The sequence below is a fragment of the Oscillibacter hominis genome (assembly GCF_014334055.1).
Lineage (GTDB): Bacteria > Bacillota > Clostridia > Oscillospirales > Oscillospiraceae > Oscillibacter > Oscillibacter hominis.
Genome location: NZ_CP060490.1, coordinates 2,200,020 through 2,223,323 on the forward strand (window position 1 = coordinate 2,200,020; position 23,304 = coordinate 2,223,323).

A 23,304-nucleotide genomic window follows, 5' to 3' on the forward strand; every position below is an offset into this window, starting at 1 on the left:
TTCCTCTCTTTCAGGCCGGTTCGGCCAATATTCCCTGTGGATGAACCAGCGCCGGTTCTCCCTCCGGCCGCCGGGACAGGACTTTAAGGGACGCACCCCTACGAGATATCCGCCATTTCCAGGTACTTGTACCCGTTTTCGGCAATGTGGTCCTTTCTGCCAGGCAGGTTTTCCCCCAACAGCAGGTCAAACACCCGGGCCGTCTCCTCCACATCCTCCGGCATCACCCGGATCAGCCGCCTGGTCTCCGGGTTCATGGTGGTCAGCCACATCATGTCCGGGTCGTTCTCACCCAGCCCCTTGGACCGGTCCACCTTCACCTTTTTGCCCTCCAGCTCCTTGAGGATGCCCACCTTTTCCTGATCGGAGTAGGCAAACCAGGTCTTGTCTCCGCAGGTGATCTCAAAAAGCGGTGTCTCCGCGATGTAGACATAGCCCTCCCGGATCAGCGTGGGGGTCAGGCGGTAGAGCATGGTCAGGATCAGCGTCCGGATCTGGAAGCCGTCCACATCGCCATCCGTGCAGATGATGACCTTGTTCCACCGGAGGTTTCCCAGGTCAAAGGAGGCCATGTCCTTGACGTGCTTGTTCTGTACCTCCACCCCGCAGCCAAGGACCTTCACCAGGTCGGTGATGATTTCACTCTTGAAGATTTTGCCGTAGTCCGCCTTCAGGCAGTTGAGGATTTTGCCCCGGACCGGCATGATCCCTTGGTAATCCGCGTCCCGGCTGAGCTTGACGCTGCCTAAGGCGGAGTCGCCCTCCACGATGTAGATTTCCCGCTTGTCCACATCCCGGGACCGGCAGTCCACAAATTTCTGCACCCGGTTGGCAATGTCGATGCTGCCGGAGAGTTTCTTTTTGATGTTCAGCCGGGCCTTCTCCGCGCTCTCCCGGCTGCGCTTGTTGACGAGCACCTGCTCGGCGATCTTTTCCGCGTCAAAGCGGTTTTCAATAAAGTAGATCTCCAGGTTGCTGCGCAGGAAGTCGGTCATGGCCTCCTGGACGAACTTGTTGGTGATGGCCTTTTTGGTCTGGTTTTCGTACGAGGTGGCGGTGGAGAAGTTGGAGGACACCAGCACCAAACAGTCCTCCACGTCGGCCCAGGTGACCTTGGACTCGCTCTTCTGATACTTCCCGTTCTGCTTCAAATAGGCGTCGATGGCGCTGACAAAGGCGGACTTGGCCGCCTTCTCCGGGCTGCCGCCGTGCTCCAGCCAGGAGGAGTTGTGGTAGTGCTCGATGATATGCACCTTGTTGGAAAAGCAGCAGGCCACGCTGAGCTTCACCTTGTACTCCGGCTTGTCCGCTCGGTCGGAGCCCCGGCGCTCAGCCTGCCAGAAGACCGGCGCGGTGAGGCTGCCCTCTCCGGCCAGCTCCGCCACGTAGTCGCTGATGCCGTTTTCATAGAGGAACTCCGAAGTCTCAAACTTCCCCGGGCCAACCTCGTTCCGGAACCGGAAGGTGATGCCGGCGTTGACTACCGCCTGGCGCTTTAAAACGTCGGTGAAAAACTCCGCAGGGATGTCGATGTCCGTGAACACGTCCAGGTCCGGCAGCCACCGGTGGCGCGTGCCGGTCTTTTTCCGGCTCAGCGGCGTCTTGGACAGCTCCCCCACGATCTGGCCCCGCTCAAAGTGCAGGGCGTACTCAAACCCATCCCGCCAGACGGTGACATCCATATAGCGGGAGGCATACTGGGTGGCACATGCGCCCAGCCCGTTCAGGCCGAGGGAATACTCATAGTTGTCCCCTTCGTTGTTGTTGTATTTACCGCCGGCGTACAGCTCGCAGTACACCAGCTCCCAGTTATACCGGTTCTCCTTGGGGTTCCAGTCCACCGGGCAGCCCCGGCCGCAGTCCTCCACCTCCACGGAATGGTCGCCGTACCGGGTAACGGTGATGACCTTGCCGTGGCCCTCCCGGGCCTCGTCGATGGAGTTGGACAGGATCTCAAATACGGCGTGCTCGCATCCCTCCAGCCCATCGGAGCCAAAGATGACGCCGGGGCGCTTTCTGACCCGGTCCGCCCCCTTCAGTGAGGAGATGCTCTCATTGCCGTAGCTTTTTGCTTTGCCCATATATCCTCCAAAATCCATGGCACACAGCTTTGTGCCACTTCCTATTTGATCTACTTTATCATAACGTATTTTTCCCCCTCTGGCAAGGGTTGCCTTTGTGCCTTTCCTCCCGATTTTTCACTTTTCGTGCCGAACCGGCAGGAAGAAACAGGTGACATAAACAAGCTGTAATTTCTTGTAACACTTTGCAAGCAGGAGTTATGCACATTTTCCACATGGTTTTCCACACCATTATGTAAACTGCTCTTTCGGCAAAAAAATACCGCTTTTCCTCTTCTTCCCCCGGATCCCTTTTTGCCGGATTCGGTCGAAGGGAAAAAGCGCGCTGCCGCTCATCGCGGCAGCGCGCCTTACAGCTTACCAGGGGATGCGGTCCCCCTCCATCTGAGTGGGGATCAGGTGCTGGCGCTGCATGGCGGGCAGCAGCAGCTGGAAGAGCATGACCATCAGGAGAATCTGTACGGGGAGATACAGGATGTTTTTCACCAGGCTGGCAGTCATGTAATAGAGGTAGCCCTTGGAGTAAAGGATGGCGCTCCAGAGCGAGCCCAACAGCACGTTCTGGATATTGGTCAGCACCTTGGCCAGGATGATGCGCTTCACAGTGATTTTGGCGCGGTAGAAAAACAGGGCGTAGATGAAGCAGCCCATCATGGTGGTGAGCATATAGCCGGGGAAGTAGGGGTAGCCGCCGGAGCTGACAAAAAAGCTCAGCGTATCCTCGGCGGCGGCAAACACGAGGCAGCCCAACGGCCCGTAGACCAGGGAGCACAGTGCCCGGGCCAAAAACGTGATGCTGACGCTGAGGTTTTCGCCCATGGGGATCTTAAACCGGGAGAGCACGATGCACCCGGCAATCATCAGCGCCGCAAACAGCATGCACCTGAGGTCCCTCAGGCTGACAGCGGCCTCCGGCCAATAGCCCTTGGACAGGGGCGAGGCAAAGAGATGTTTTTCGCGAATGAGCATAAAAATACCTTCCTTCTGTGTCAATTTGGCAGTCCGGAATCCGGAAAACCGCACAGAGGAAGGCGCCACCACATCTCTCATATGCGGCAGCGGGATGCGGAAAGCATACTGCAGATCAAGTCTTTTCGTCCGGTGAACAACTCCCCGTCTCACCGGCACTGGTCCTTGTTGAGGACTTACACATGCTTTCCTACTCTGCCTTGTTGCAGTCTATTATAGCTCAGCGCCATCAAATTGCAACCCCCCGGACATAAAAAAAGCACCCGGCAGTAAGCCGGGTGCTTTTCAGGCAAACGATCAGGACTTGGCGGCAGGCGCTGCCGCCGCGGCAGCCTTTTCCGCCTGGGCCTTCTTGATGGCCTTGTACTTTTCCTTCTCCTCCGCAGTGGCGATGGGCAGTATGGCGTCCCGGGGGCAGACCTTGGTGCAGAGCTTGCAGCCCTTGCACTTGTCGTAATCGATGACCGCCACGCCGTTCACCACGTTGATGGCTCCGAATTTGCACTCCTTCTGGCACAGGCCGCAGCCGATGCAGGAGTTGGAGCAGACGCTCATGGCGGCCTTGCCCTTATCCTGGTTGGCGCAGGCCACATGGACCTTCTTGGAGGCGGGAACGGAGGTGATCAGCTTCCGGGGGCAGGCGGCGGCGCAGGCCATGCAGCCCGTGCACTTGTCGCTGTCCACCACAGCAGCCCCGTTCGGGCCGATGTGCATGGCGTCGAACTGGCAGGCAGCCACGCAGGAGCCAAAGCCCAGGCAGCCGAAATTGCACTCCAGAGGGCCGCCGGCCACCTTGGTGGCGGAGAGGCAGTCCTGCACGCCGCGGTACTCAAAGCGCTTCTTGGCGTTGGTTCCGCCGTTGCAGCGGACAAAGGCCACCTGGCGCTCCCCGGAGGGGGCCTCCTGGCCCATGATCTGGGCAATGGCCGCGGCGTTATCCGCACCGGCAGGGGCACAGGCCGTCACAGGGGCCTTGCCCTCCAGAATGGCGGCGGCACAGCCGGCACAGCCGGGGTAGCCGCAGCCGCCGCAGTTGGCGCCCGCCAGGTGTCCAAGGATTTCCTCCAGACGGGGGTCCTTTTTCACCTCAAACACCTTGGAGGCCACGGCCAGAACCAGGCCAAATACGGCGCCCAGGATGCCGAGCACCAAAATTGCAGCTAAAATATTCATCACGCGCCTCCTTACCAGACCTTCAGGCCGGAGAAGCCCATGAATGCCAGGGCCATCAGACCTGCGGTGATCAGGGCGATGGGAAAGCCCTCGAACGCCTTGGGATAGTCTGCGAACACCAGCCGCTCCCGGATGCTGGCAAAGAGCACGATGGCCAGCAGGAAGCCCAGGCCGCCGGTGATGCCGTAGACCACAGATTCAATGAAGGTGTAGTTGTTCTGGATGTTCAGCAGAGCAACGCCCAGCACCGCGCAGTTGGTGGTGATCAGGGGCAGATAGATGCCCAGGGCCGTATACAGCGCGGGCATGGACTTTTGCAGAAACATCTCAATGAACTGCACCAGGGCGGCAATGACCAGGATAAAGGCCACGGTCTGCATATACATCAGGTCAAAGCGCACCAGGATGAACTGGTTCACCGCCCAGGTGATGGCGGATGCAAGGCCCATGACGAAGGTCACGGCGATGCCCATGCCCACGGCGGTGTCCACTTTCTTAGACACGCCCAAAAACGGGCAGATACCCAGGAACTGGGAGAAGATAAAGTTATTGACCAGGATTGCTCCCAGTGTGATGGAAAGAAGTTTTTCCCATTCCATTACTTGCTTTCCTCCTTCTTTTTGGACTTGGCAAGCGCCCACTGCATGGCCGCGATCAGGCAGCCCAGCACCAGGAAGCCGCCCACAGGCATGGTCAGCATCCCGGCGGGGAACTGGGCGGGCAGGATTTGAATGCCCTTGGCCTCAGGCCCCAACAGGCCGGCGCCGAAGGTGCCGGCGCCCAACAGCTCGCGGACGACGCTCATAATCATCAGCACGGCAGTGTAGCCGATGCCCTGGCAGATGCCGTCCACCGCGGAGGCCAGCACGCCGTTTTTGTAGGAAAAGGACTCCGCGCGGCCCAGGATGATGCAGTTCACCACGATCAGGGGGATGAACACACCCAGGGAGTTTGCCACATCCGGCAAAAAGGCCTGGAGCAGCAGGTCCACGCAGGTGACGAATCCGGCGATGACCACGATGAACATGGCGATGCGGATTTTGTCTGGCACCACCTTGCGGATGGCGGAAATGACGATGTTGGAGAGCGTCAGGATGATGAGCACGCTGACGCCCATGCCCAGGCCGTTCATAAAGGACGTGGTGATGGCCATGGTGGAGCACATGCCCAGGACCTGGACCAGAACGGGGTTGTTGGTAATCAGACCCTCTTTGAACTGCTTTTTAAAATTCATGATTCCACTCCCCTTTCTCAGCCGATCCGGCCGGCCGCGGCCAGCGCGCCGTTGATGCCGGTGGTGACGCCCCTGCTGGACACGGTGGCGCCGGAGATGGCGTCCACGTTGACGCCCACTTCCAGCTGGCCGTCCGCTGCATTTTTCCCGGCGAACTGATCCAGGACGCCGTTTTCATTGTCCATGACCTTGCTGCCGATGCCGGAGGTCTCGGAGTGGTCCACAATGGAAACGCCTGTGACGGCGCCCTCGGTATCCACGCCGACCACCATCTCAATGTTGCCCTGGGAGCCGGAGGCCACCACCTTAAAGGCATGGCCGATCAGCGCGCCGCCGTCCTTGGCCTCATAGGCCTCCTTCAGCGTGGCGCCGGTGGCGGCAACCGCCTGGGCCATGTCGTCGGTGAGCTCCACCTTGGGGAACTCAGGGGCGGACGCGCTCTGGAACACAGAGGACAGCGCCGCGTTGGTCTTTGCCAGGTTGATCTGCTCGATGGGCCCCTCGGTCACGCTGTTGACCAAGCCCAGAAGGCCCGCCACGATGATGCAGGTGACCAGAAGCGTCACGGTCAGCTTAATGATGTACTTGGGGTCCATATCCACTTTTTCCTTGACTTGCGCACTCATTTTGCAGCCGCCTCCTTCTTCTTGTCGGATTTTACGACGCCGAAACGAGCGGGCTTGACGTTCTTGTCAATCAGGGCCACCAGCAGGTTCATAACCATAATGGAGTAGCAGACGCCTTCGTTGTAGGAGCCGAAATAACGGATAAACACGGTGAACAGTCCGCAGCCGATGCCGAAGATCAACTGGCCCTTGTGGGTGACAGGGGAGGTGGCGTAGTCGGTCGCCATAAAGAAGGCACCCAACATCAGTCCGCCGCCCAAAATGTTGTAGAGCATCCACTCCATGGCGCTGCCGCCCTTGGGGAAGAGATAGGTCAGCACGGCCACGGTGCCGATGTACGCCACGGGGGTGTGATAGGTGATGACCTTGCGGATGATCAGGTACACGCCGCCTAACAGCAGCATCAGCGCGGAGACCTCGCCAAGGGAGCCGCCGATGGTGCCGATGAACATGTCGTTGATGCTGACCCCGGCGGCCTTCAGGCCCTCCAGATCACCGCCGTGTAAATACTTCATGGGGGTGGCGGCGGTCACGGCATCTGCCGTGCTGCCCAAAATACCCAGCTTGGAGCCGGGGGCGATCCAGGTGGTCATGACGCTGGCATAACTGCCCAGCAAAAAGGCGCGGCCGGCCAGGGCGGGGTTGATGAAGTTTTTGCCGATGCCACCGAAAAGCTGCTTGACCACCACGATGGAGAAGAAGTCCCCAATGAGGATCATCCAATAGGGGGTGGTGGGGGGGCACACGAAGGCCAGCAGCATGCCGGTGACCACGGCGGACAGGTCGCCGATGGACTGGGGCTTCTTCAGCACCTTGCGGTAGGCCCACTCCCAGAACATGCAGCCGATCACGCTGATGACGGTCAGCGTCAGCGCACCCCAGCCGAAGTTGTAGACGGCAAAGGCCAGGGCGGGGATCATGGCGATGATTACATCCAGCATGATGGACTTGGTGTTCTCAGCGGAGCGGATGTGGGGAGAAGAAGTCGCAATCAGCTTCAAATTTTTGTAGTCTGTCATTTGTTACGCCTCCTTCTTCTCTTCCGCAGCCTTCTTGGCTGCCTCAGCGGCGGCACGCTCGGCGGCCGCCTTGTTCTTCACCAGCTGCTTGCCGGTTTTGAACATGTGGGTCAGGTGCATGCGGGCGGGGCAGACGTAGGCGCAGGCGCCGCACTCCATGCAATCCATGATGTTGGCCGCGTTCAGCTCATCCACCATGCCCTTGGCCGCGTACTGATACAAAAAGAGGGGCTCCAGGTGCACCGGGCAGGCGTCCACGCACTTGCCGCAGCGGATGCACTGGGGGTTCTCCACGGTCTGCTCCTCGTCCTCGCAAAAGGCCAGGACGGAGCCGGTGCCCTTGGCCACGGAGATGTCCGCGGTATACTGGGCCATGCCCATCATGGGGCCGCCGGCGATGATCTTGTAGGTGCCGTCCTTCAGCCCGCCGCAGGCGTCAAAGAGCTTGGATACCGGCGTGCCGATGGGGCACTCTAAGTTCTTGGGCTCCACCACGCCGGAGCCGGAAACGGTGACCACCTTCCTCACCACGGGCATGCCGGTGGTGATGGCCCGGTAGATGGCGCAGGTGGTGTTGATGTTGAACACGGCGCAGCCGATGTTGGAGGGCAGCCCTCCAGGGGGCACCTGCTTGCCGGTGATGGCCTGGCAGAGCTGTTTTTCACCGCCCTGGGGATAGCGGCAGCGCAGGGGCTCCACCACCACGGGGGCCTTTTTCTCCGCGATGACTTTGTTCATGGCGTCGATGCCGTTTTGCTTGTTGTCCTCCACGCCGATGACCACCTTGTCCACGCCGAACATCTTGGCCAGATAGGTGGCGCCGCCGATGATCTCCTCCGGCCGCTCCAGCATGGCCCGGTGGTCGCCGGTGATGTAGGGCTCGCACTCGGCGCCGTTGATGATGACGGTATCCACCTTGCCCAGGCCGCCGGAAATCTTGACATGGGTGGGGAAGGTTGCGCCGCCCATGCCCACGATGCCCGCGTTCTTGACGATCTCCACCATCTCGTCCACGCTGAGGGCCTCCGGGTCCGCCGGGGCCTGGACCTCTTCGCTGAGCTCGTCCTGGAAATCGTTCTCGATGATTACGGACGTGATGTTGCCGCCCATGGAATAGGGACGGGGCTCCACAGCCTTGACCGTGCCGGAAACGCTGGCATGGATCGGGGCGCCCAAACCGTGGAACTCACCGATCTTCTGGCCAACCTTCACGCGGTCTCCAGCCTTGACAAGCGGCGTGCACGGTGCACCAAAGTGCATCGACATGGGAATCACCACTTCTGCCGGCGGCGCCAGCTGTTCGATGGCCTTTTCATTGGTAGCGGCCTTCATGTCGTGGGGATGAACGCCGCCAAAGAAAGCTTGTGCCATTGTCTTCACCTCATTTTTCTCCTGGGCAGCCACGCTGCCCCATACTGTGCTAAATCATACACCAATTTCAGGTGGTTGTCCATACGTTTCCGGCGATTTCCTGACGAATTCGTGAAACTTTTGTCACATTTTTGGAGGGAGACAACCGTTTTCTTCCTCCACTTTTCCGGTAAGATTTCAAATTTTACCTTTTGAAAGACATCTTGCCATTTCCCACGATCTGTGGTACGCTACCATGAAACAGACACAGTTTGCGCGGCGCCGGAAACGTGCCGCCGCCGAAAAACAAATCTGCCCGCCGAGGGCACAGGAGGTTTTCATGTACATTGATCGTCGCCGGCTGAAAGAGGAAGCCAAATCCGTCCTGCAGGGAGCCAGCGTCTCCCCCATCGCCATCACGGCGCTGTATCTTGCGATCTGCCTGGGGCTGGACACACTGGACAGCGTGGTCTCCGGCGGAGCCGTGGCGGTGCTCTCCGGCGCCGGGATGCTGCCCACCTTCATCACCATTTTCGTCTATCTTGTGGAGCTGGTGCTGGGCATGGGGCTGACCGTCTACTGCCTCGGCGTGCGCCACAGCGTGCATATGGAACTCTCCACCCTTTTCGACGGGTTCTCCTTTGTGGGGAAGATCATCCTGCTGTTCCTTTTGGAGGGCGTCTTCATTTCACTGTGGTCCATGCTGTTTTTCTTCCCCGGAATCGTGGCCATGTACCGCTACCGCTTCGCCTTCTACAACCTCTGCGAGGACCCGTCCCTCAGTGCCTTTGACGCCCTGAACATGAGCAAGCGGCAAACCATGGGCTATAAGCTGTCCCTCCTGACTCTGGATTTTTCCTTCATTGGCTGGGGCTTTTTGATGACGCTGCCCTATACCGTGGTCAACAGCATGATCTTAAATGATGTGGCGCTGCCTCTGTCCCTGCCCGTGCTGACGGTAATCTGCGGCGTGCTCTCCGGACTGGTTGCCCTGTGGGTCCGCCCCTACCTGATTACCACCAACCTGGGCTACTTTGAGCTGGCCAAGGCCAGCAGCGGCGTGGGCCGGGGATTCGGCGGGGCCGATCCGCTCGGCGGCGGCTCTGGGGAGCCATGGGACAGCGATACCTTATAATATATTGGATTGTCCCCCGGGACATGCAAAAAAAGGAGCGGCCCTCTGGCCGCTCCTTTTCTATTTTGCCTTTCCTTTTCAAACCGGAACGGCCGCCAGGGGCAGGGGTAAGGGCGCGCTGCGATCCTCAAAACGATTCCGCCTGGGTTCTCCAGCGGCGGAGCAGCTCCTGGCCGGCGGTCTGCAAAAAGGTGCCCCGGCCGGTCACCGCATTCACAAGGCCCCGGTCCTTCAGCCGGCCCACCAGGCCCTTGACCTGGCTCTCGCTGAGTGCAAATCCATACTCCCGAGCCAGCTCCAGGGTCAGCTCCTTTCGGGAGAACCGGTAGGGCGGGCGGTCCAGCAGCTCCAGCACCGCCCGGACGGTCCGGGGGTCGTCCGACTCCTCCCGCGGCTCCTGCGTTCTCTGCTCTTCCTGCAGTTCCCGCGCCCCGCCTGAGTGGCCAGGCGGATGGAGCACACTGTGGAGCCGGTCCGGCCAATTGGGGTCAAAGCGCGCAAAGTTGGAGACATACTCCGCCACATTGCGCAGCTCCCGCACGTTTCCCGGCCAGGGGTACCCCTCGATTTCCGAACGGACCTGCTTGGAAAGCTCCCGGCTATCCACGTGAAACTCCTCCAGAAAGCGGCGGAAGAGGGGCAGGATATCCTCTCTCCTGCACCGCAGGGGCGGCAGATACAGCGGCAGCACATTGAGCCTGTAGTACAGGTCCTCCCGGAACTCCCGGCGCTCCACCAGCTTTCCCATATCCTGGTTGCTGGCGGCGATGATCCGCACGTCCACGGGGATCAGCTTGCTCCCTCCCACCGGGAGCACCTTCCGCTCCTGAATGACCCGGAGCAGCTTTTTTTGCAGCTCCAGCGGCGCGTCGCCGATCTCATCCAGAAAGATCGTGCCCTTGTGGGCCAGCTCAAAGAGCCCCTTCCTGCCGCCCCGCCGGGCGCCGGTAAAGGCACCGTCGGCGTAGCCGAACAGCTCTGACTCGCTGAGCGAAAGGGAGATGGAGGCGAAGTTCACCGCCACAAACGCACCGCTGCGCCTGGGGGAAGCGTTGTGGATGGCCTGGGCCAGCAGCTCTTTTCCGCTGCCCGACTCCCCATGGAGGAACACAGTGGACTCCCCCCGGGCAAATTCCCGGGCGGTCAGGATCAGCTCTTCCATGACCGCCGAGCGATAGATGATGTCTTTGAACTCATAGCTCGCCACCAGGCCCTTTTCCGTCAGGGCCCGCCGATAGCTGTTTTCAATGCGCTCAATCTTCCTTACGTCCCGCAGCATGACGATGGTGTTCCGCTCCCGGCCGCTGGAGGAGGAGATCCGCTCCACATAATAGCTGTCGCTTCCGGCGCGGTAAAAAAAGTGCTGTTCCGCGCTGTGGGCGCGCAGCTGCTCCACAAGGGCCGACAGACGCTCAGCCCCGGCCCCCATCATCTTCTCCGCCATGGGATTGATGAAGATTGGCCGCATCTGCTGGTCCAGCACCAGGACGCCGTCCTCCATCAGGCCGATGATTTTTTGTAAATCTTCGGAAGTATGGGCATACTTGAAATGAAGTTTCGCCAAATCCTGGGTCAGCCGGACCATCGGGCGGATGTTTCCTGCTGCCAGTTTTCCCCGCAGCTGCTCATAAAGCCCCAACTCCTTGGCAATGAGGACGCAGGCCTCCATGCTGAGCGCCCGGCTGTGGAGGTCCGTCACAGAGCGGTACTCCCCGGGCGGTACGGCATCCATCTCCCCGAAGGTGATCGCGTACGGGCAGTTTTTCCGGTAATCCCGGATCCCCGGGTAGTAGGGATGGTAACGCAGCCCCTCCACCTCGTAGAGCTCCAGCTGCTCGATGGCCTCCTCCGTCAGCTCCCGGGTGGTGTTCACCACCAGCACGTCGGAGTTGGCGGGGATCACGAACAGCTGCCGCACCTGGTCCGGGTTCACCGCCCGGTCCGCCACGATCACCCGGGTTCCGGGCCGGACATACCGGATCAGCTCCTCCATCCGGCGGGAAATCACCACCAGGTCGCCGTCCACCGAGCCCTCAGTTACTGCGGGCCCTGCCAGCACCACCTTCACTTTGGCTGCCTCGCCGAACATCTCCCGCAGCTGTTTTCCGGTGTGAACGGCGGTCCCGCGGTCCCGCAGCAGAATCGTCAGCAGTTTCATCTGCATCCCTCCCAGAAGATAGTATCACTTTTTGTCTAAGTTTGTCTATATCCAGCGAAAATAATCAAGACAATCTTTCGCAAACTTGCTGATTTTCGGCCATTTGCAACTTGGCATGCATTTTGCTAAATAGGAAAGGCGCCGCATGGAGCATGCGGCCTCAAGCTCTGATGATAGATCAATGAGAAAAGGAGATTAGCCATGAAAGAGAAAAAAGTCCGCCAGAAGCGGAAACCGACTTTATTGGAGGCACTGATTCCCATCATCGCCATGCTGGCGATCCTGTTTTACGGCAAGGGTTTGAAGGGCTGGGCAACCGAGCCCCTGCTGATTGTGGTAGCAGCCATCGCCGCCCTGGTCGCCGTCCGGGTGGGCTGCACCTGGGACGAGATGCTCAACGAGATTTCCAATAAAATTGCCAAGGGCATGCCCGCCATTTTGATTCTGATTTCCGTGGGCGCCCTCATCGGCACCTGGAAAGCCTCCGGCACCATCCCCATGATGATCTACTATGGCATCCAGATCGTCAATCCCAAGTTTTTGCTGGTCACGGCGTTTTTGATCTGCGCCCTGGTCTCCATCGTCACCGGAACCTCCTGGGGCTCTGTCGGCACCATGGGCGTGGCCCTGATGGGCATTGCCTCCGGCCTGAACGTGTCCCTGCCCGCCACCGCCGGCGCCGTCATCGCCGGCTCCTACTTCGGCGATAAGCTCTCCCCCCTCTCCGACACCACCAACTTGGCGCCCATTGCCGCCGGCAGTGAGCTCTACAGCCACATCAAGCACATGCTCTGGACCACGATCCCCGCCACCGTGGTCTCCCTGCTCGTCTACGCCATCGTGGGCTCCGGCACCGGTGTGGCCGCAGTGCCCAACCCCGAGACCGTGGAAACCATGCTCACCACCCTGGACACCATGTACAGCTGGAACATCCTCCTGCTGCTGCCCGCGGTCATCATCCTGGCCGGGTCTGTGCTGAAGCTGCCCACCATTCCCGTTATGCTGGGCTCCTCCGCCGTGGCGGGCGTCATGGCCTTCGCCTTCCAGCATATCTCCCTGGCCAATATCCTTGCCTCCACCGTGGGCGGCTTCGACGTCTCCATGGTCTCTGCGGAGGGCTTTGATCCCTCCGCCGTCATCTGGGAAGTCACCCGCCTCATCAACGGCGGCGGCATGACCAGCATCATGTCCACCACGCTGCTCGTCTTCTGTGCATTCTGCTTTGCCGGCATCATGAGCTGCGCCGGATGCCTGGATGTGGTGTTGGAGAACCTGCTGAGCGTGGTCAAGTCCACCGGCGGCCTGATTGCCAGCACCGTGGTGGCCTGCCTGACCATGGCCCTGACCACCGGCAACTCCTACCTGTCCATCCTGATCCCCGGCGAGATGTTCCGCGACGCCTACAAGAAGCGGGGCCTGGCCGCGGTCAACCTCTCCCGCACCCTGGAGGATGCCGGCACCGTGGTCGTGCCCATTGTCCCCTGGTCCGCGGCGGGCGCCTATATGACCGCCACCTTGGGCGTGGAGACCCTGGACTATCTGCCCTGGGCCGTGCTGTGCTACATCGGATTCCTGTTTGCCATCCTTTACGGCTTCACCGGCATCGGCATCAAGAAGCTGACGCCGGAGGAAATGGCAAAGGAGGACTGATCCATGCTCCTGATCCGTTCCGCAGACGTCTATGCGCCTGAGCACATCGGCGTCCGGGACCTGCTGATTGCCCAAGGCGCCATTTTGGCCATAGAGAAGCACATTGACCTCCGCTGCTCCGCCCTGAAGGCGGAGGAGATCGACGCCTCCGGGCTCATCGCCTGCCCCGGCCTGGTGGATCAGCACCTCCACGCCATCGGAGGCGGCGGGGAGGCAGGCCCCTACAGCCGCACCCCGGAGGTGCAGCTTTCCACCGTCGTGAGCTCCGGTGTCACCACGCTCATCGGCGTACTGGGCACCGACGGCACCTCCCGCCACAGCGAAAGCCTGCTGGCCAAGGTCCGGGCCCTGGAGACCGAGGGCATCAGCGCCTATATGCTCACCGGCTCCTACGAGCTGCCGGTACACACCATGACCGGCGACATCCGCCGGGACATCATCCTCATCGACAAGGTGTTAGGCGTGGGCGAGATTGCCCTATCGGATCACCGCAGCTCCCAGCCCACTCTCAGCGAGCTCAAGCGGCTGGTGACCCAGGCGCGCCTGGGCGGCATGCTCTCCGGCAAGGCCGGCGTGGTGCAGTTCCACATGGGCGTGGGCGAGGCGGGCCTGTCCATGCTCTTCCGCCTTCTGGATGAGACGGAGATCCCGGCCCGCCACCTGATCCCCACCCACATCAACCGCTCCGCCCGGCTGATGGAGGAGGGCATGGCCTTTGCCAAACGGGGCGGCTATATCGACCTGACCTCCGGTATCCGATCGTGCGACGGATTTGAAGGATGCGTCGGCCCTGCCGCGGCCATCCGGCTGTGCCTGGAAGGCGGCGTGCCCATGAACCATGTGACCATGAGCTCCGACGGCAACGGCTCCATGGCGGTCCACGACGAGGAGGGCCGTGTCCAGCGGCTGCTGGTGGTTCCCCAGTCCTCTTTGCTGGAGGAGCTGCGTGCCGCCGTCACGGAGCACGCCGTCCCTCTGGAGACGGCCCTTGGCGTGTGCACCCGGAATGCGGCTGAGGCCAATGGCCTGTACCCGGCCAAAGGCGCGCTGCGCCCCGGCTCCGACGCCGACCTTCTGCTGCTCAATCCCGATCTTACCCTCTCCACCGTGGTCGCCCGCGGGCGCGTTATGCTCCATCAAGGACGGCTTCTGGCCAGAGGCACATTTGAATAGGAGGAAATAAGCTTGAAACTGTTCCAAAATGCCGATGTTTACGCGCCCTCTCACCTTGGAAAGAAAGACATTCTGGTGGAGGGCGGCCGCATCGTGCGCATCGCCGACTCCATCACCGAATATGACAATGTCCCGGATGTGGAGCGCTTTGACCTGGGCGGGAACCGATTGGTGCCCGGCTATATCGACCTCCACGTCCATGTGACCGGCGGCGGCGGTGAGCAGGGCCCGGCCTCCCGGACGCCGGAGGCCTCCATCGCCACCTTGCTGGACTGCGGCGTCACCACCGTGGTGGGCCTTTTGGGGACTGACGGCGTCTCCCGCAGTCTGGAAAACCTGTTGGCCAAGACCCGGGCATTGACCGAGAAAGGGCTGAGCTGCTATATGCTCACCGGCTCCTATGGCTGGCCCACCACCACCCTCACCGGCAGCGTGGAGCGGGATATGGTGCTCATCCCCGAGATCATCGGCGCCAAGATCGCCGTATCCGATCACCGCAGTTCCAATCCCCAGGGCGAGGACCTGATCGCACTGGCCACCGCGGTCCGCAGGGCCGGGCTGCTGGCCCCCTGCTGCGGCCTGCTGACCATGCACATGGGCAGCGGCAAAGGCCGTCTGGACCCTGTGTTCTACGCACTGGACCACTCGGATGTGCCCGCCAGGACCTTCCTGCCCACCCACATGAACTTCCGCGGCAAAGAATTGATGGACGACGGCGTCCGTCTGGTAAAGATGGGCGGGAACATGGACTTCACCGCCGGCGGCACCATGGAGGAAAACGTCACCCTGGCCGGTCACATCCGCTACTGCCTGGAGCAGGGCATGCCCCTTTCCGGCCTCACCGTCTCCAGCGACGGCTACGGCAGCCAGCCTCGGTTCAATGAGAAGGGCGAGTGCGTCGGCCTGACCTACTCCACCCCCCATGGCCTCCACCAGCTGATCCAGGCCCTGGTACAGGAGGAGGTGCTGCCTCTGGAGGATGCTCTGGCCCTGGTAACCGCAAACCCCGCGCGTGTGCTGGACAAAGCCGGCATCAAAGGTGCCGTGGCTCCCGGAGCCGACGCGGATTTCGTAATCTACGGCCAGGATTTCTCCGTGGAGAGCGTGGTGGCCAAGGGAGAGCGGGCCGTCTGGAAAGGACAGCACTTAATCCGCGGCCGGTTTGAGGTGTAAGACAGGACGGGCGGCACAGCCTATTGTCGCCCCCATTTTCCCGTCTCCGCACCGTTCCTGTGCCCTTACAGCAAAAAGAGGCGTCCGGCTTAAGCCGGACGCCTCTTTTCTGAAGGGAAATCAATCAGCACTTCTCAAAAATCGTGGCAACACCCATGCCGCCGCCGATGCACAGCGTGGCCAGGCCCTTTTTGGCCTCGGGACGCTTCTGCATCTCGTGGAGCAGCGTGACAATGATGCGTGCGCCGGAGGCGCCCACAGGGTGGCCCAGGGAGATGGCGCCGCCGTTGACGTTGACCTTGCTCATGTCAAAGTGCAGCTCGCGGGCCACGGCAACGGACTGGGCCGCAAAGGCCTCGTTGGCCTCTACCAGGTCGATGTCCTCGATGGTCACGCCGGCCTTGGCCATGGCCTGACGGGAGGCGGGTACGGGGCCCACGCCCATGATCTTGGGATCCACGCCGCCCTGGCCCCAGCCAATCAGCTTGGCCATGGGCTTCAGGCCGTACTTCTTCACAGCCTCGCCGGAGGCCAGCACAATGGCGGCGGCGCCGTCGTTGATGCCGGAGGCGTTGGCGGCGGTGACGCGCTGGGTTCCCTTGTCGCCGGACTCCTGGAAGCCGGTGGGCTCAAAGGTGTGGACCACCTGGGGATTGGGGGACTCGGGGCCGATGGGGAAAGCGCCCTTCAGCTTGGCAATGCCCTCGGCGGTGACGCCGGCGCGGGGGAACTCATCCACCTTGAAGTCCACCATCTCCTTCTTGACCTTCACGGGGACGGGGACGATCTCATCATCAAACCGGCCGGACTTCTGGGCGGCCTCGGTCTTCTGCTGGGAGGAGGCGGCAAACTCGTCCAGCTCCTGGCGGGTGATGCCCCAAATGTCGCAGATGTTCTCAGCGGTGGTGCCCATGTGATAGTTGTTGTAAGCGTCCCACAGGCCGTCCTTGATCATGGTGTCCACCAGCTTCTTGTCACCCATGCGGGCGCCCCAGCGGGCGTCCATGGAGGCAAAGGGAGCGGCGCTCATGTTCTCGGTACCGCCGCAGACCACCACGTCGGAGTCGCCGGCCAGGATGGAGCGGGCACCCTCGATGACGGACTTCATGCCGGAGCCGCAGACCATGCCCACCGTGTAGGCGGGAACGCTGTAGGGGACGCCGGCCTTGATGGCCACCTGACGGGCCACGTTCTGTCCCTGGGCGGCAGTCAGGATGCAGCCGAACATCACCTCGTCCACCTGCTCGGGGCTGACGCCGGCGCGGTTCAGGGCTTCCTTCACCACAATGGCGCCCAGGTCGGCGGCAGGGGTGTTCTTCAATGCGCCGCCAAAGGAACCAATTGCGGTTCTGCAGCAGTTGACAACATACAGATCTTTCATGATTGTCCTCCATTTTCAAAAATTCGGTATCAAAGCGTACCATGCTATTAGAGCCAGTTTATCACAGTTGCCGTGTCGTTTCAAACCGTCTGACGGGAATTTCATGCTGTTTCTTGCGGTTTTCCTTTAGGTATACGTTTACTTTTGTTAAATTATTGTCAAACTCTGACAGTCGTTATTATACAGAAGAATCCCCCATCCGTCAAGAGGGGATTGGCCTGTTTCCAGATTTTTGTTAAATAATTGACAAATCCCTCCTGGTTTTCGTCGACTTGACGAAAACCAGGAGGGGCCTTTTACAGCTTCTCCCGCAGGGCAGTGACCTTTTCGTAGTAGGAAGCGGCGTCAATGGTGTCCCAGGTGTCGGCATAGGTGATCTCCGCCTCTGAAGCGGCACGGCTCAGGGCCTCATCGAAAAAGGCGCCTGCCGCAGCCGATTCTTCCAGGGGCTGGCGCAGCAGCACAAAGGCACCCTCCGACGTCTCCGCCGCCCCGCAGCTTCCCTCGGCGATCGCAACGGCCTGGGCGCAAAGCTCATCCTCCGGCGTCAGCGTGACGCTTTGGGCGCCGTCGCCTCCCAGGGCGGCGGTGGCCTCCGCAAAGGGCTTCCCGCCGTTGACCGACGCGGCGATCTCGTCAGCCCGGGCCCGTGCGCTTTTCCCCTCGGCGGCAGGTACGGCACACCAGCTGACGGTGGCGCAGCGGGCCTTGTACTCCTCCAGGCTGCTGCCCTCGGGGCAGAGCGGTGAGGTGGGGTAGGCCTCTTTCAGATGGCCGTAGAGGTAGTAGTCCGAGCTGAGGGCGTCGGCGCTCTCCCGATCCAGGCCCATGGAGGCCAGCTGGGCAAGGTACTGCTCCTCGCCTCCGTATTGCTGGGCGTTGGCCGCAAACTGGTTGTCGATGGCGGTCCTGTCCTCCGCCGTCAGCTCGCAGCCCGCCTGGCGGGCCCACTGTTCCACCACGGCGTAGAGGGTTGTGCGGCGCAGGGCCTCCTCTTTTACGTAGTCCGCCAGCGTGCCGCCCTCCCGCTCCTCACTCCAGTCCAGGCCGCCGCCCAGAGCCTGGGCCGCGTAGTCGCAGGTGTAGGTCAGCCAGTAAAAGTACCGCTGCGCCGCCACATCCTGCCCGTTGACCGTCAGCAGCACCGCATCGGGGCAGATTCCGGAGGCATCGTAGTAAAGCCCTTCTTTGACCGTACCGCCGCCGGAGGCCCCGCAGGCGCTCAGGCAAAGCACCGCCGCCAGTGCACACGCCAGAAATCGTTTCATGCTTGATTCCGCTCCTTCCAGATCGATCCGGCGCGGACTGGCCGCACTAAGACAGCGTCCGGACGCCGATCCAGGTATTCTTCGGCAGCAGGGACAGGCTCACCAGCGCCCTGGCCTGAATGGCAGACAAAGGAATATAGGGGTTGCCCCACCAGCGGCTGTCCAGGGAGCTCTCCCGGTTGTCGCCTAAGAGGAAGACGCAGCCCTCCGGCACGGTGAATTCCGCCCCGTCCACCGCAGGATAGGTCTGCACCCCATCGGCAAGATACTCCTCCTTGATCTTCTCTCCGTTGCGCACCACGGCGCCGCCGTCAAAGGCGATGGTATCGCCGGGCAGGCCGATCACCCGCTTGACCATGACCTCGTCAAGCTCTTCGCTGCGGAACATGACAATGTCCCCCCGCTCCGGCAGGGGATCGCCCACGATATAGGGCAGCCGCACGCCAAGGAACATGGAGCGGGTGGGCAGCGTGGGCTCCATGGAGCCGGTGGGCACATAGGCCAGCGCCAGGATCACCCGGAACAGCACGATGACCACAGCCGCAGTCACCACCAAATAGCCGTAGTTTTTCCACAGCCGGTGCAGGGTGCTCTCCTTCTTTACGGGTTCGTTCTTTTGTTCATCCATTTTCGTTCTCCTTTGTATCCGCCAAACGAAGCTCCTCCACCAGGTCCAGGGCACACTGCAGCACGTCGGCCTTTGGAGTGAGGCGGAGGCTGAGGGCCGGGGTCTCCCCGGCGGAGAGGGTCAGGCTGCGGCGGTATTTTGGCATGGAGCACACGGCGCTGATGGCCTCCGGCCGAAAGTTTGCAAGGGTCAGCACCAGACGCTCTCCCTTCTGGGAGATGTCGGCCACGCCGGCCCTGGCCGCGGCGGAGCGCAGCAGTGCCACGTCCAACAGCGCCAGCACCGGCTTGGGAGGATCGCCGTAGCGGTCCATCATCTCGTCCATAAGGTCCGATGAGTCCTCGGCACTGCGGATGGCCGCAATGCGCCGGTAGAGGTCCATCCGCTGCTCCGGCGAGGGCACATAGTACTCCGGGATGTTGGCGGAGATGGTCAGATCGGCGGAGCACTCGGTCTCGATGGCCTTCTCCCGGCCCTGCTCCTCCAGCACCGCCTCCTCCAGCAGCTTCAGGTACATGTCGTAGCCCACGCTCATCATATATCCGGACTGCTCCGGGCCCAGCAGATTGCCGGCGCCCCGGATCTCCAGGTCCCGCATGGCGATCTTAAAACCGGAGCCGAACTCCACGTATTCCCGGATGGCGCTGAGCCGCTTGGAGGCCGTCTCCGTCAGGATTTTGCCCCGGCGGTAGGTGAGATAGGCATAGGCCCGGCGGGAGCTGCGGCCGATTCGGCCGCGGATCTGGTGGAGCTGGGCCAGGCCCATCCGGTCCGCATCCTCTATCACAAGTGTATTCACGTTTGGGATATCAATGCCTGTTTCGATGATGGTGGTGCACACCAGAACGTCGGCGGACCCGTCCACCATCTGCTGCATCACGTCGGAGAGCTCCTGTTCGCTCATCTTCCCATGGCCCACCACCACCCGGGCGTCCTCACCCAACATCTTGCGGATGCGGGAGGCGGTGGCGTCGATGGACTCCACCCGGTTGTGGAGGTAATAGACCTGCCCGCCCCGGGCCAGCTCCCGGCGCATGGCGTCCTCCACCACCGCCCAGTCGTGTTCCAGCACATAGGTCTGCACCGGCTGGCGGTCCATGGGCGGCTCCTCAATGGTGCTCATGTCCCGGATGCCGGAGAGGGCCATGTTCAGCGTCCTGGGGATGGGCGTTGCCGTCAGGGTCAGCACGTCCACCTGCTTGCTCATCTCCTTGAGCCGCTCCTTGTGGGTGACGCCGAAGCGCTGCTCCTCGTCGATGATGAGGAGTCCCAAATCCTTGAAGGCGATGTTTTTCTGCAGCAGCCGGTGGGTCCCGATCAGAAGGTCCACGCTGCCGTCCCGGGCGTCCTGGAGGACCTGCTTGCTTACACGGCCGGTCTGGAACCGGGAGAGCACCTCGATTTTCACCGGGAAGTTGCGAAAGCGGCTGACCGCGGTGGCGTAGTGCTGCTGGGCCAGGACCGTTGTGGGCACCAGGATGGCGGCCTGTTTGCCGTCCAGGACACACTTCATCACCGCCCGCAGCGCCACCTCCGTCTTGCCGTAGCCCACATCGCCGCACAGCAGCCGGTCCATGGGCCGGGGGCGCTCCATGTCCGCCTTGATCTCCGCGATGCAGCGCAGCTGGTCGTCGGTCTCCGCGTAGTCGAAAGACTCCTCAAATTCCTGCTGCCAGGGGGAGTCGGGGGAGAAGGCGAACCCGGGCCGCTTCTGCCGCTCGGCATAGAGGGCGATGAGGCCCTTGGCCAGGTCCTTGGCCGCCGCCTTGGCCCTGCTCTTCTGCTTGGCCCACTCGGTACCGCCCAGCTTGTTGAGCTTCTGCCGCTCTGTATCCTCGCCGCCGCCGATGTACTTGCTCACCTGGTCCAGTTGGGTGGCCGGGACATAGAGGCAGTCTCCGCCGGCGTAGGCGATCTTGATATAGTCCTTCTCCACACCGTCCACAGGCATGCGCTGCATGCCCACGAACCGCCCCACGCCGTGGTGGACATGGACCACCAGGTCACCGGGGGAGAGGTCGGTGTAGGACTGGATTTTCTGGCGGTTGGAATCCTCCTTCTTCACCCGCTGCTTTTTCCGCGCCGGGGCCATCAGCTGGCCTTCCGTCAAAACGGCCAGCCGAAGCTGGGGGTACTCGGCGCCGGCAGAGAGGGCGCCCACGGTGATGCGCACCTGCCCCGGCTCCAGCGGCCCCGTCCCCTCCAGATCCAGCACCGAAGGGATTTCCCGCTCCTCCAGCAGCCTCTGAAGGTTTTTGCACCGGGTTTCGCTGCCGCAGAATACCAGTACGCCGCTGCCGGTGGAGCGGTAGTGAGCCATGTCGGACACAGCGGTCTCCAGGCTGCCGCCATAGGAGCTGAGCTGTTTCGCGGAGATGGACAAAAGGCCCCTGGGCCGCATGGGGTATCGGGAGGTGGGCAGCGCGTCCATCATCATGGTGGGGAACTCCTCCAGCTGGGTGAAGAGCTCCTCCGGGCTCAGATAGAGCTTGCTCCATTCCCCAGCCAGCACGCCGGCGGAAAGCAGCGTCTCCGTGTCCTGTTTGCACTGGAGCGCCCTGCCCTTGGCTGCCTCGTCCACCCGGGCGCTCTCGCTGATGCACACCAGCGCATCCGGCGGCAGGTAGTCCGCCCCCGACGTCATCTTCCCATACAGTGCCGTTAGATACCGGTCCGGCCCGTCGGGCATGGCGCCGGCGCCAAGGCGCTCCGCGTCGGCGCGGAGGGTCTGGGCCAGCTTCTCATGCTTTTTCTCCGACCTGGCCGCCAGGGCCTCCAGCGCCTTTGCCAGCGCCAAGACGCCCCCCTCCCCATAGGCGGGAAGAAATTCCGAGGCCGGGAGGATCAGGGCGGACTTCACATTTTTGATCCGGCGCTGGGTGGCTGTGTCAAACAGTCCGCAGGAGTCGATTTCGTCGTCGAAAAACTCGCAGCGTACCGGCCGTTCCATCATAGGGGAAAACACATCCAAAATGCCGCCCCGGAGGGCAAACTGGCCGACACCCTCCACCTGGTCGGAGCGGGTGTAGCCCGCCGCAGTCAGCTTCTCCGCCAGGGCCTGGGGGTCTGCCCGGCCGCCCACCTTCACCGTAAAAGCCGCGTCCAGGAGCACCTCGCGGGGGATAGAGCGCTGCATCAGGGCGTCCACCGTGGCCACCACCACGCTCTCCCTGCCCTTGGCAAGCGCGTAGAGTGCGGCCAGGCGCCGGTGCTCCCAGCTGCGGGAGAAGGCGGCGGAGGTAAGCTGGAAGTCGCGGCCAAGCAGCCGCAGCGGCTCTCGCCCCATCAGCGTCTTCAGGTCCAGGCACAGCCTGAGAGCCTCTTTTTCATCGCCGCAGACCATCACCAGCGGCCGGCTGAGGCGCTGGGCAAGGGATGCGGAAATCTGGGAGCGGTGCACCGAGGCCGTGCCGGATACCGCCACAGGGCAGCGGCCGCCCTCAATCCGCCGGGCAAGCTCCTCGATCTCCGGTATGTTCAGCAGTGCGTTCGTCAGGGCCTCCATGTCGGCCTCCTTGTCATAATTTGTTAAAATTTGCCAGTTGTACGCATATGGGGGCGCACTCCGCCCCTTGCGGGGAGGGGTGTGCCTCCAAATTTATCCTGATTTATAGTATACGCCGGCTGTCAAGGCGAAGGGGCGCGCTTAGTTGAAGCGCCCCATGGCCTTGCGCAGCTCCTCGCCGGAGCAGATGGCCTCCGCCGCGTCGGCAGCCCGGGCAAAGGAGTTCAGGAGGATTTTACGGTCCTCCATGCTTGGCGTGCCTAAAACCCAGTCGGCCATGTCGTAATCGGGGTTGGATGGCGAACCCACGCCGATCTTGATCCGGGGGAACTGGTCGCTGCCCAAGTGGGCGATGATGTTTTTGATGCCGTTGTGGCCGCCGGCACTGCCGGAGGGCCGGATGCGGATCTTGCCCACCGGCAGATAGATGTCGTCGAAGATCACCAGCAGGTGGTCCAGGGGCACCTTGTAGAACTTCACCGCCTCCACGACCGCCTCGCCGGAGAGGTTCATATAGGTCTGGGGCTTCATCAGCAGCACCTTGGCGCCGCCGAAGGGGAAGATGTTGTAGGCGGACTTGAACTTGATCTTGTTGATCTTGACGTGCTCCCGCTCCGCGATCAGATCGGCGGTGAGGAAGCCCATGTTGTGGCGGGTGTTGGCGTACTCGCTGCCCGGGTTTCCGAGGCAGGCCACGATCCACTCCACGCCGGAGGGTTTTCCAAACATAACGTATCCCTTTCCAGAAAAGTGTAACGGCGGGGCGGGGAAAATCCCCGCC

The 23,304-nt window shown here is 61.8% G+C and carries 18 protein-coding genes and 1 riboswitch; of the genes, 4 read left to right on the plus strand and 14 right to left on the minus strand.

Features of this window, described 5'->3' with window-relative positions; genetic code table 11:
- Positions 1–98: 98 nt before the first annotated feature.
- From H8790_RS10985 to rsxC, 8 genes are all read right to left on the minus strand, one after another.
- The gene (locus H8790_RS10985) at positions 99–2,081 is read right to left on the minus strand and encodes a DNA gyrase/topoisomerase IV subunit B (RefSeq protein WP_187332540.1); all 1,983 of its coding nucleotides are present in this window, start codon (positions 2,079–2,081) and stop codon (positions 99–101) included.
- Positions 2,082–2,438: 357 nt separating this feature from the next.
- Positions 2,439–3,050 carry a folate family ECF transporter S component gene (locus H8790_RS10990; RefSeq protein WP_187332541.1) on the minus strand — a complete coding sequence of 204 codons (612 nt, stop codon included), beginning with the start codon at positions 3,048–3,050 and terminating at the stop codon, positions 2,439–2,441.
- 85 nt (positions 3,051–3,135) lie between these two features.
- A riboswitch (THF riboswitch) is annotated at positions 3,136–3,250 on the minus strand.
- A gap of 97 nt (positions 3,251–3,347) precedes the next feature.
- Entirely contained in the window at positions 3,348–4,223 is an 876-nt protein-coding gene (locus H8790_RS10995) for an RnfABCDGE type electron transport complex subunit B (protein WP_187332542.1), read from the minus strand.
- Positions 4,224–4,234: 11 nt separating this feature from the next.
- Entirely contained in the window at positions 4,235–4,822 is a 588-nt protein-coding gene (rsxA, locus tag H8790_RS11000) for an electron transport complex subunit RsxA (RefSeq protein ID WP_187332543.1), read from the minus strand.
- Positions 4,822–5,457 (minus strand): electron transport complex subunit RsxE, encoded by a 636-nt coding sequence (gene rsxE, locus H8790_RS11005; RefSeq protein ID WP_187332544.1) that lies wholly within the window; start codon positions 5,455–5,457, stop codon positions 4,822–4,824. Before rsxE ends, rsxA begins: the two co-directional genes overlap by 1 nt.
- A gap of 17 nt (positions 5,458–5,474) precedes the next feature.
- Positions 5,475–6,083 (minus strand): RnfABCDGE type electron transport complex subunit G, encoded by a 609-nt coding sequence (locus H8790_RS11010; RefSeq protein WP_187332545.1) that lies wholly within the window; start codon positions 6,081–6,083, stop codon positions 5,475–5,477.
- Positions 6,080–7,102, minus strand: coding sequence for an RnfABCDGE type electron transport complex subunit D (locus tag H8790_RS11015; protein WP_187332546.1), 1,023 nt, complete (start codon positions 7,100–7,102; stop codon positions 6,080–6,082). The genes H8790_RS11010 and H8790_RS11015 overlap by 4 nt, the downstream gene beginning before the upstream one ends.
- A gap of 3 nt (positions 7,103–7,105) precedes the next feature.
- A complete protein-coding gene (gene rsxC, locus H8790_RS11020) occupies positions 7,106–8,473 on the minus strand; it encodes an electron transport complex subunit RsxC (RefSeq protein WP_187334296.1) in 1,368 nt (455 codons plus the stop codon).
- 319 nt (positions 8,474–8,792) lie between these two features.
- Between rsxC and H8790_RS11025 the strand changes: the two genes are divergently transcribed.
- Positions 8,793–9,587, plus strand: coding sequence for a DUF975 family protein (locus H8790_RS11025; protein WP_187332547.1), 795 nt, complete (start codon positions 8,793–8,795; stop codon positions 9,585–9,587).
- 127 nt (positions 9,588–9,714) lie between these two features.
- Here the strand turns inward: H8790_RS11025 and H8790_RS11030 are convergent, their stop codons facing one another.
- A complete protein-coding gene (locus H8790_RS11030) occupies positions 9,715–11,745 on the minus strand; it encodes a sigma-54 interaction domain-containing protein (RefSeq protein WP_187332548.1) in 2,031 nt (676 codons plus the stop codon).
- A 201-nt stretch (positions 11,746–11,946) separates the two neighbouring features.
- Here H8790_RS11030 and nhaC point away from each other — a divergent pair, with 201 nt between their 5' ends.
- Genes nhaC through iadA (H8790_RS11045) form a run of 3 tightly spaced genes read left to right on the plus strand, consistent with a single transcriptional unit; the run spans position 11,947 to position 15,741 of the window.
- Positions 11,947–13,395 carry a Na+/H+ antiporter NhaC gene (nhaC, locus tag H8790_RS11035; protein ID WP_187332549.1) on the plus strand — a complete coding sequence of 483 codons (1,449 nt, stop codon included), beginning with the start codon at positions 11,947–11,949 and terminating at the stop codon, positions 13,393–13,395.
- 3 nt (positions 13,396–13,398) lie between these two features.
- Positions 13,399–14,568, plus strand: a complete 1,170-nt coding sequence (iadA, locus tag H8790_RS11040) for a beta-aspartyl-peptidase (RefSeq protein ID WP_187332550.1) — start codon at positions 13,399–13,401, stop codon at positions 14,566–14,568.
- A 12-nt stretch (positions 14,569–14,580) separates the two neighbouring features.
- Positions 14,581–15,741: a beta-aspartyl-peptidase gene (gene iadA, locus H8790_RS11045; RefSeq protein WP_187332551.1), complete on the plus strand. Its 1,161-nt coding sequence runs from the start codon at positions 14,581–14,583 to the stop codon at positions 15,739–15,741.
- A gap of 124 nt (positions 15,742–15,865) precedes the next feature.
- On the opposite strand, the gene H8790_RS11050 is transcribed toward iadA (H8790_RS11045), so the two are convergent.
- The 5 genes from H8790_RS11050 to pth form a co-directional block, all read right to left on the minus strand.
- Positions 15,866–17,122, minus strand: coding sequence for an acetyl-CoA C-acetyltransferase (locus tag H8790_RS11050; RefSeq protein ID WP_187332552.1), 1,257 nt, complete (start codon positions 17,120–17,122; stop codon positions 15,866–15,868).
- Positions 17,123–17,418: 296 nt separating this feature from the next.
- A complete protein-coding gene (locus tag H8790_RS11055) occupies positions 17,419–18,390 on the minus strand; it encodes a hypothetical protein (RefSeq protein WP_187332553.1) in 972 nt (323 codons plus the stop codon).
- Positions 18,391–18,436: 46 nt separating this feature from the next.
- On the minus strand, positions 18,437–19,018 hold the full coding sequence (gene lepB / locus H8790_RS11060; RefSeq protein ID WP_187332554.1) for a signal peptidase I: 582 nt from the start codon (positions 19,016–19,018) through the stop codon (positions 18,437–18,439).
- On the minus strand, positions 19,011–22,523 hold the full coding sequence (gene mfd / locus H8790_RS11065) for a transcription-repair coupling factor (protein ID WP_187332555.1): 3,513 nt from the start codon (positions 22,521–22,523) through the stop codon (positions 19,011–19,013). Before mfd ends, lepB begins: the two co-directional genes overlap by 8 nt.
- A 141-nt stretch (positions 22,524–22,664) precedes the next feature.
- Positions 22,665–23,252, minus strand: coding sequence for an aminoacyl-tRNA hydrolase (gene pth / locus H8790_RS11070; protein ID WP_187332556.1), 588 nt, complete (start codon positions 23,250–23,252; stop codon positions 22,665–22,667).
- Positions 23,253–23,304 lie beyond the last annotated feature (52 nt).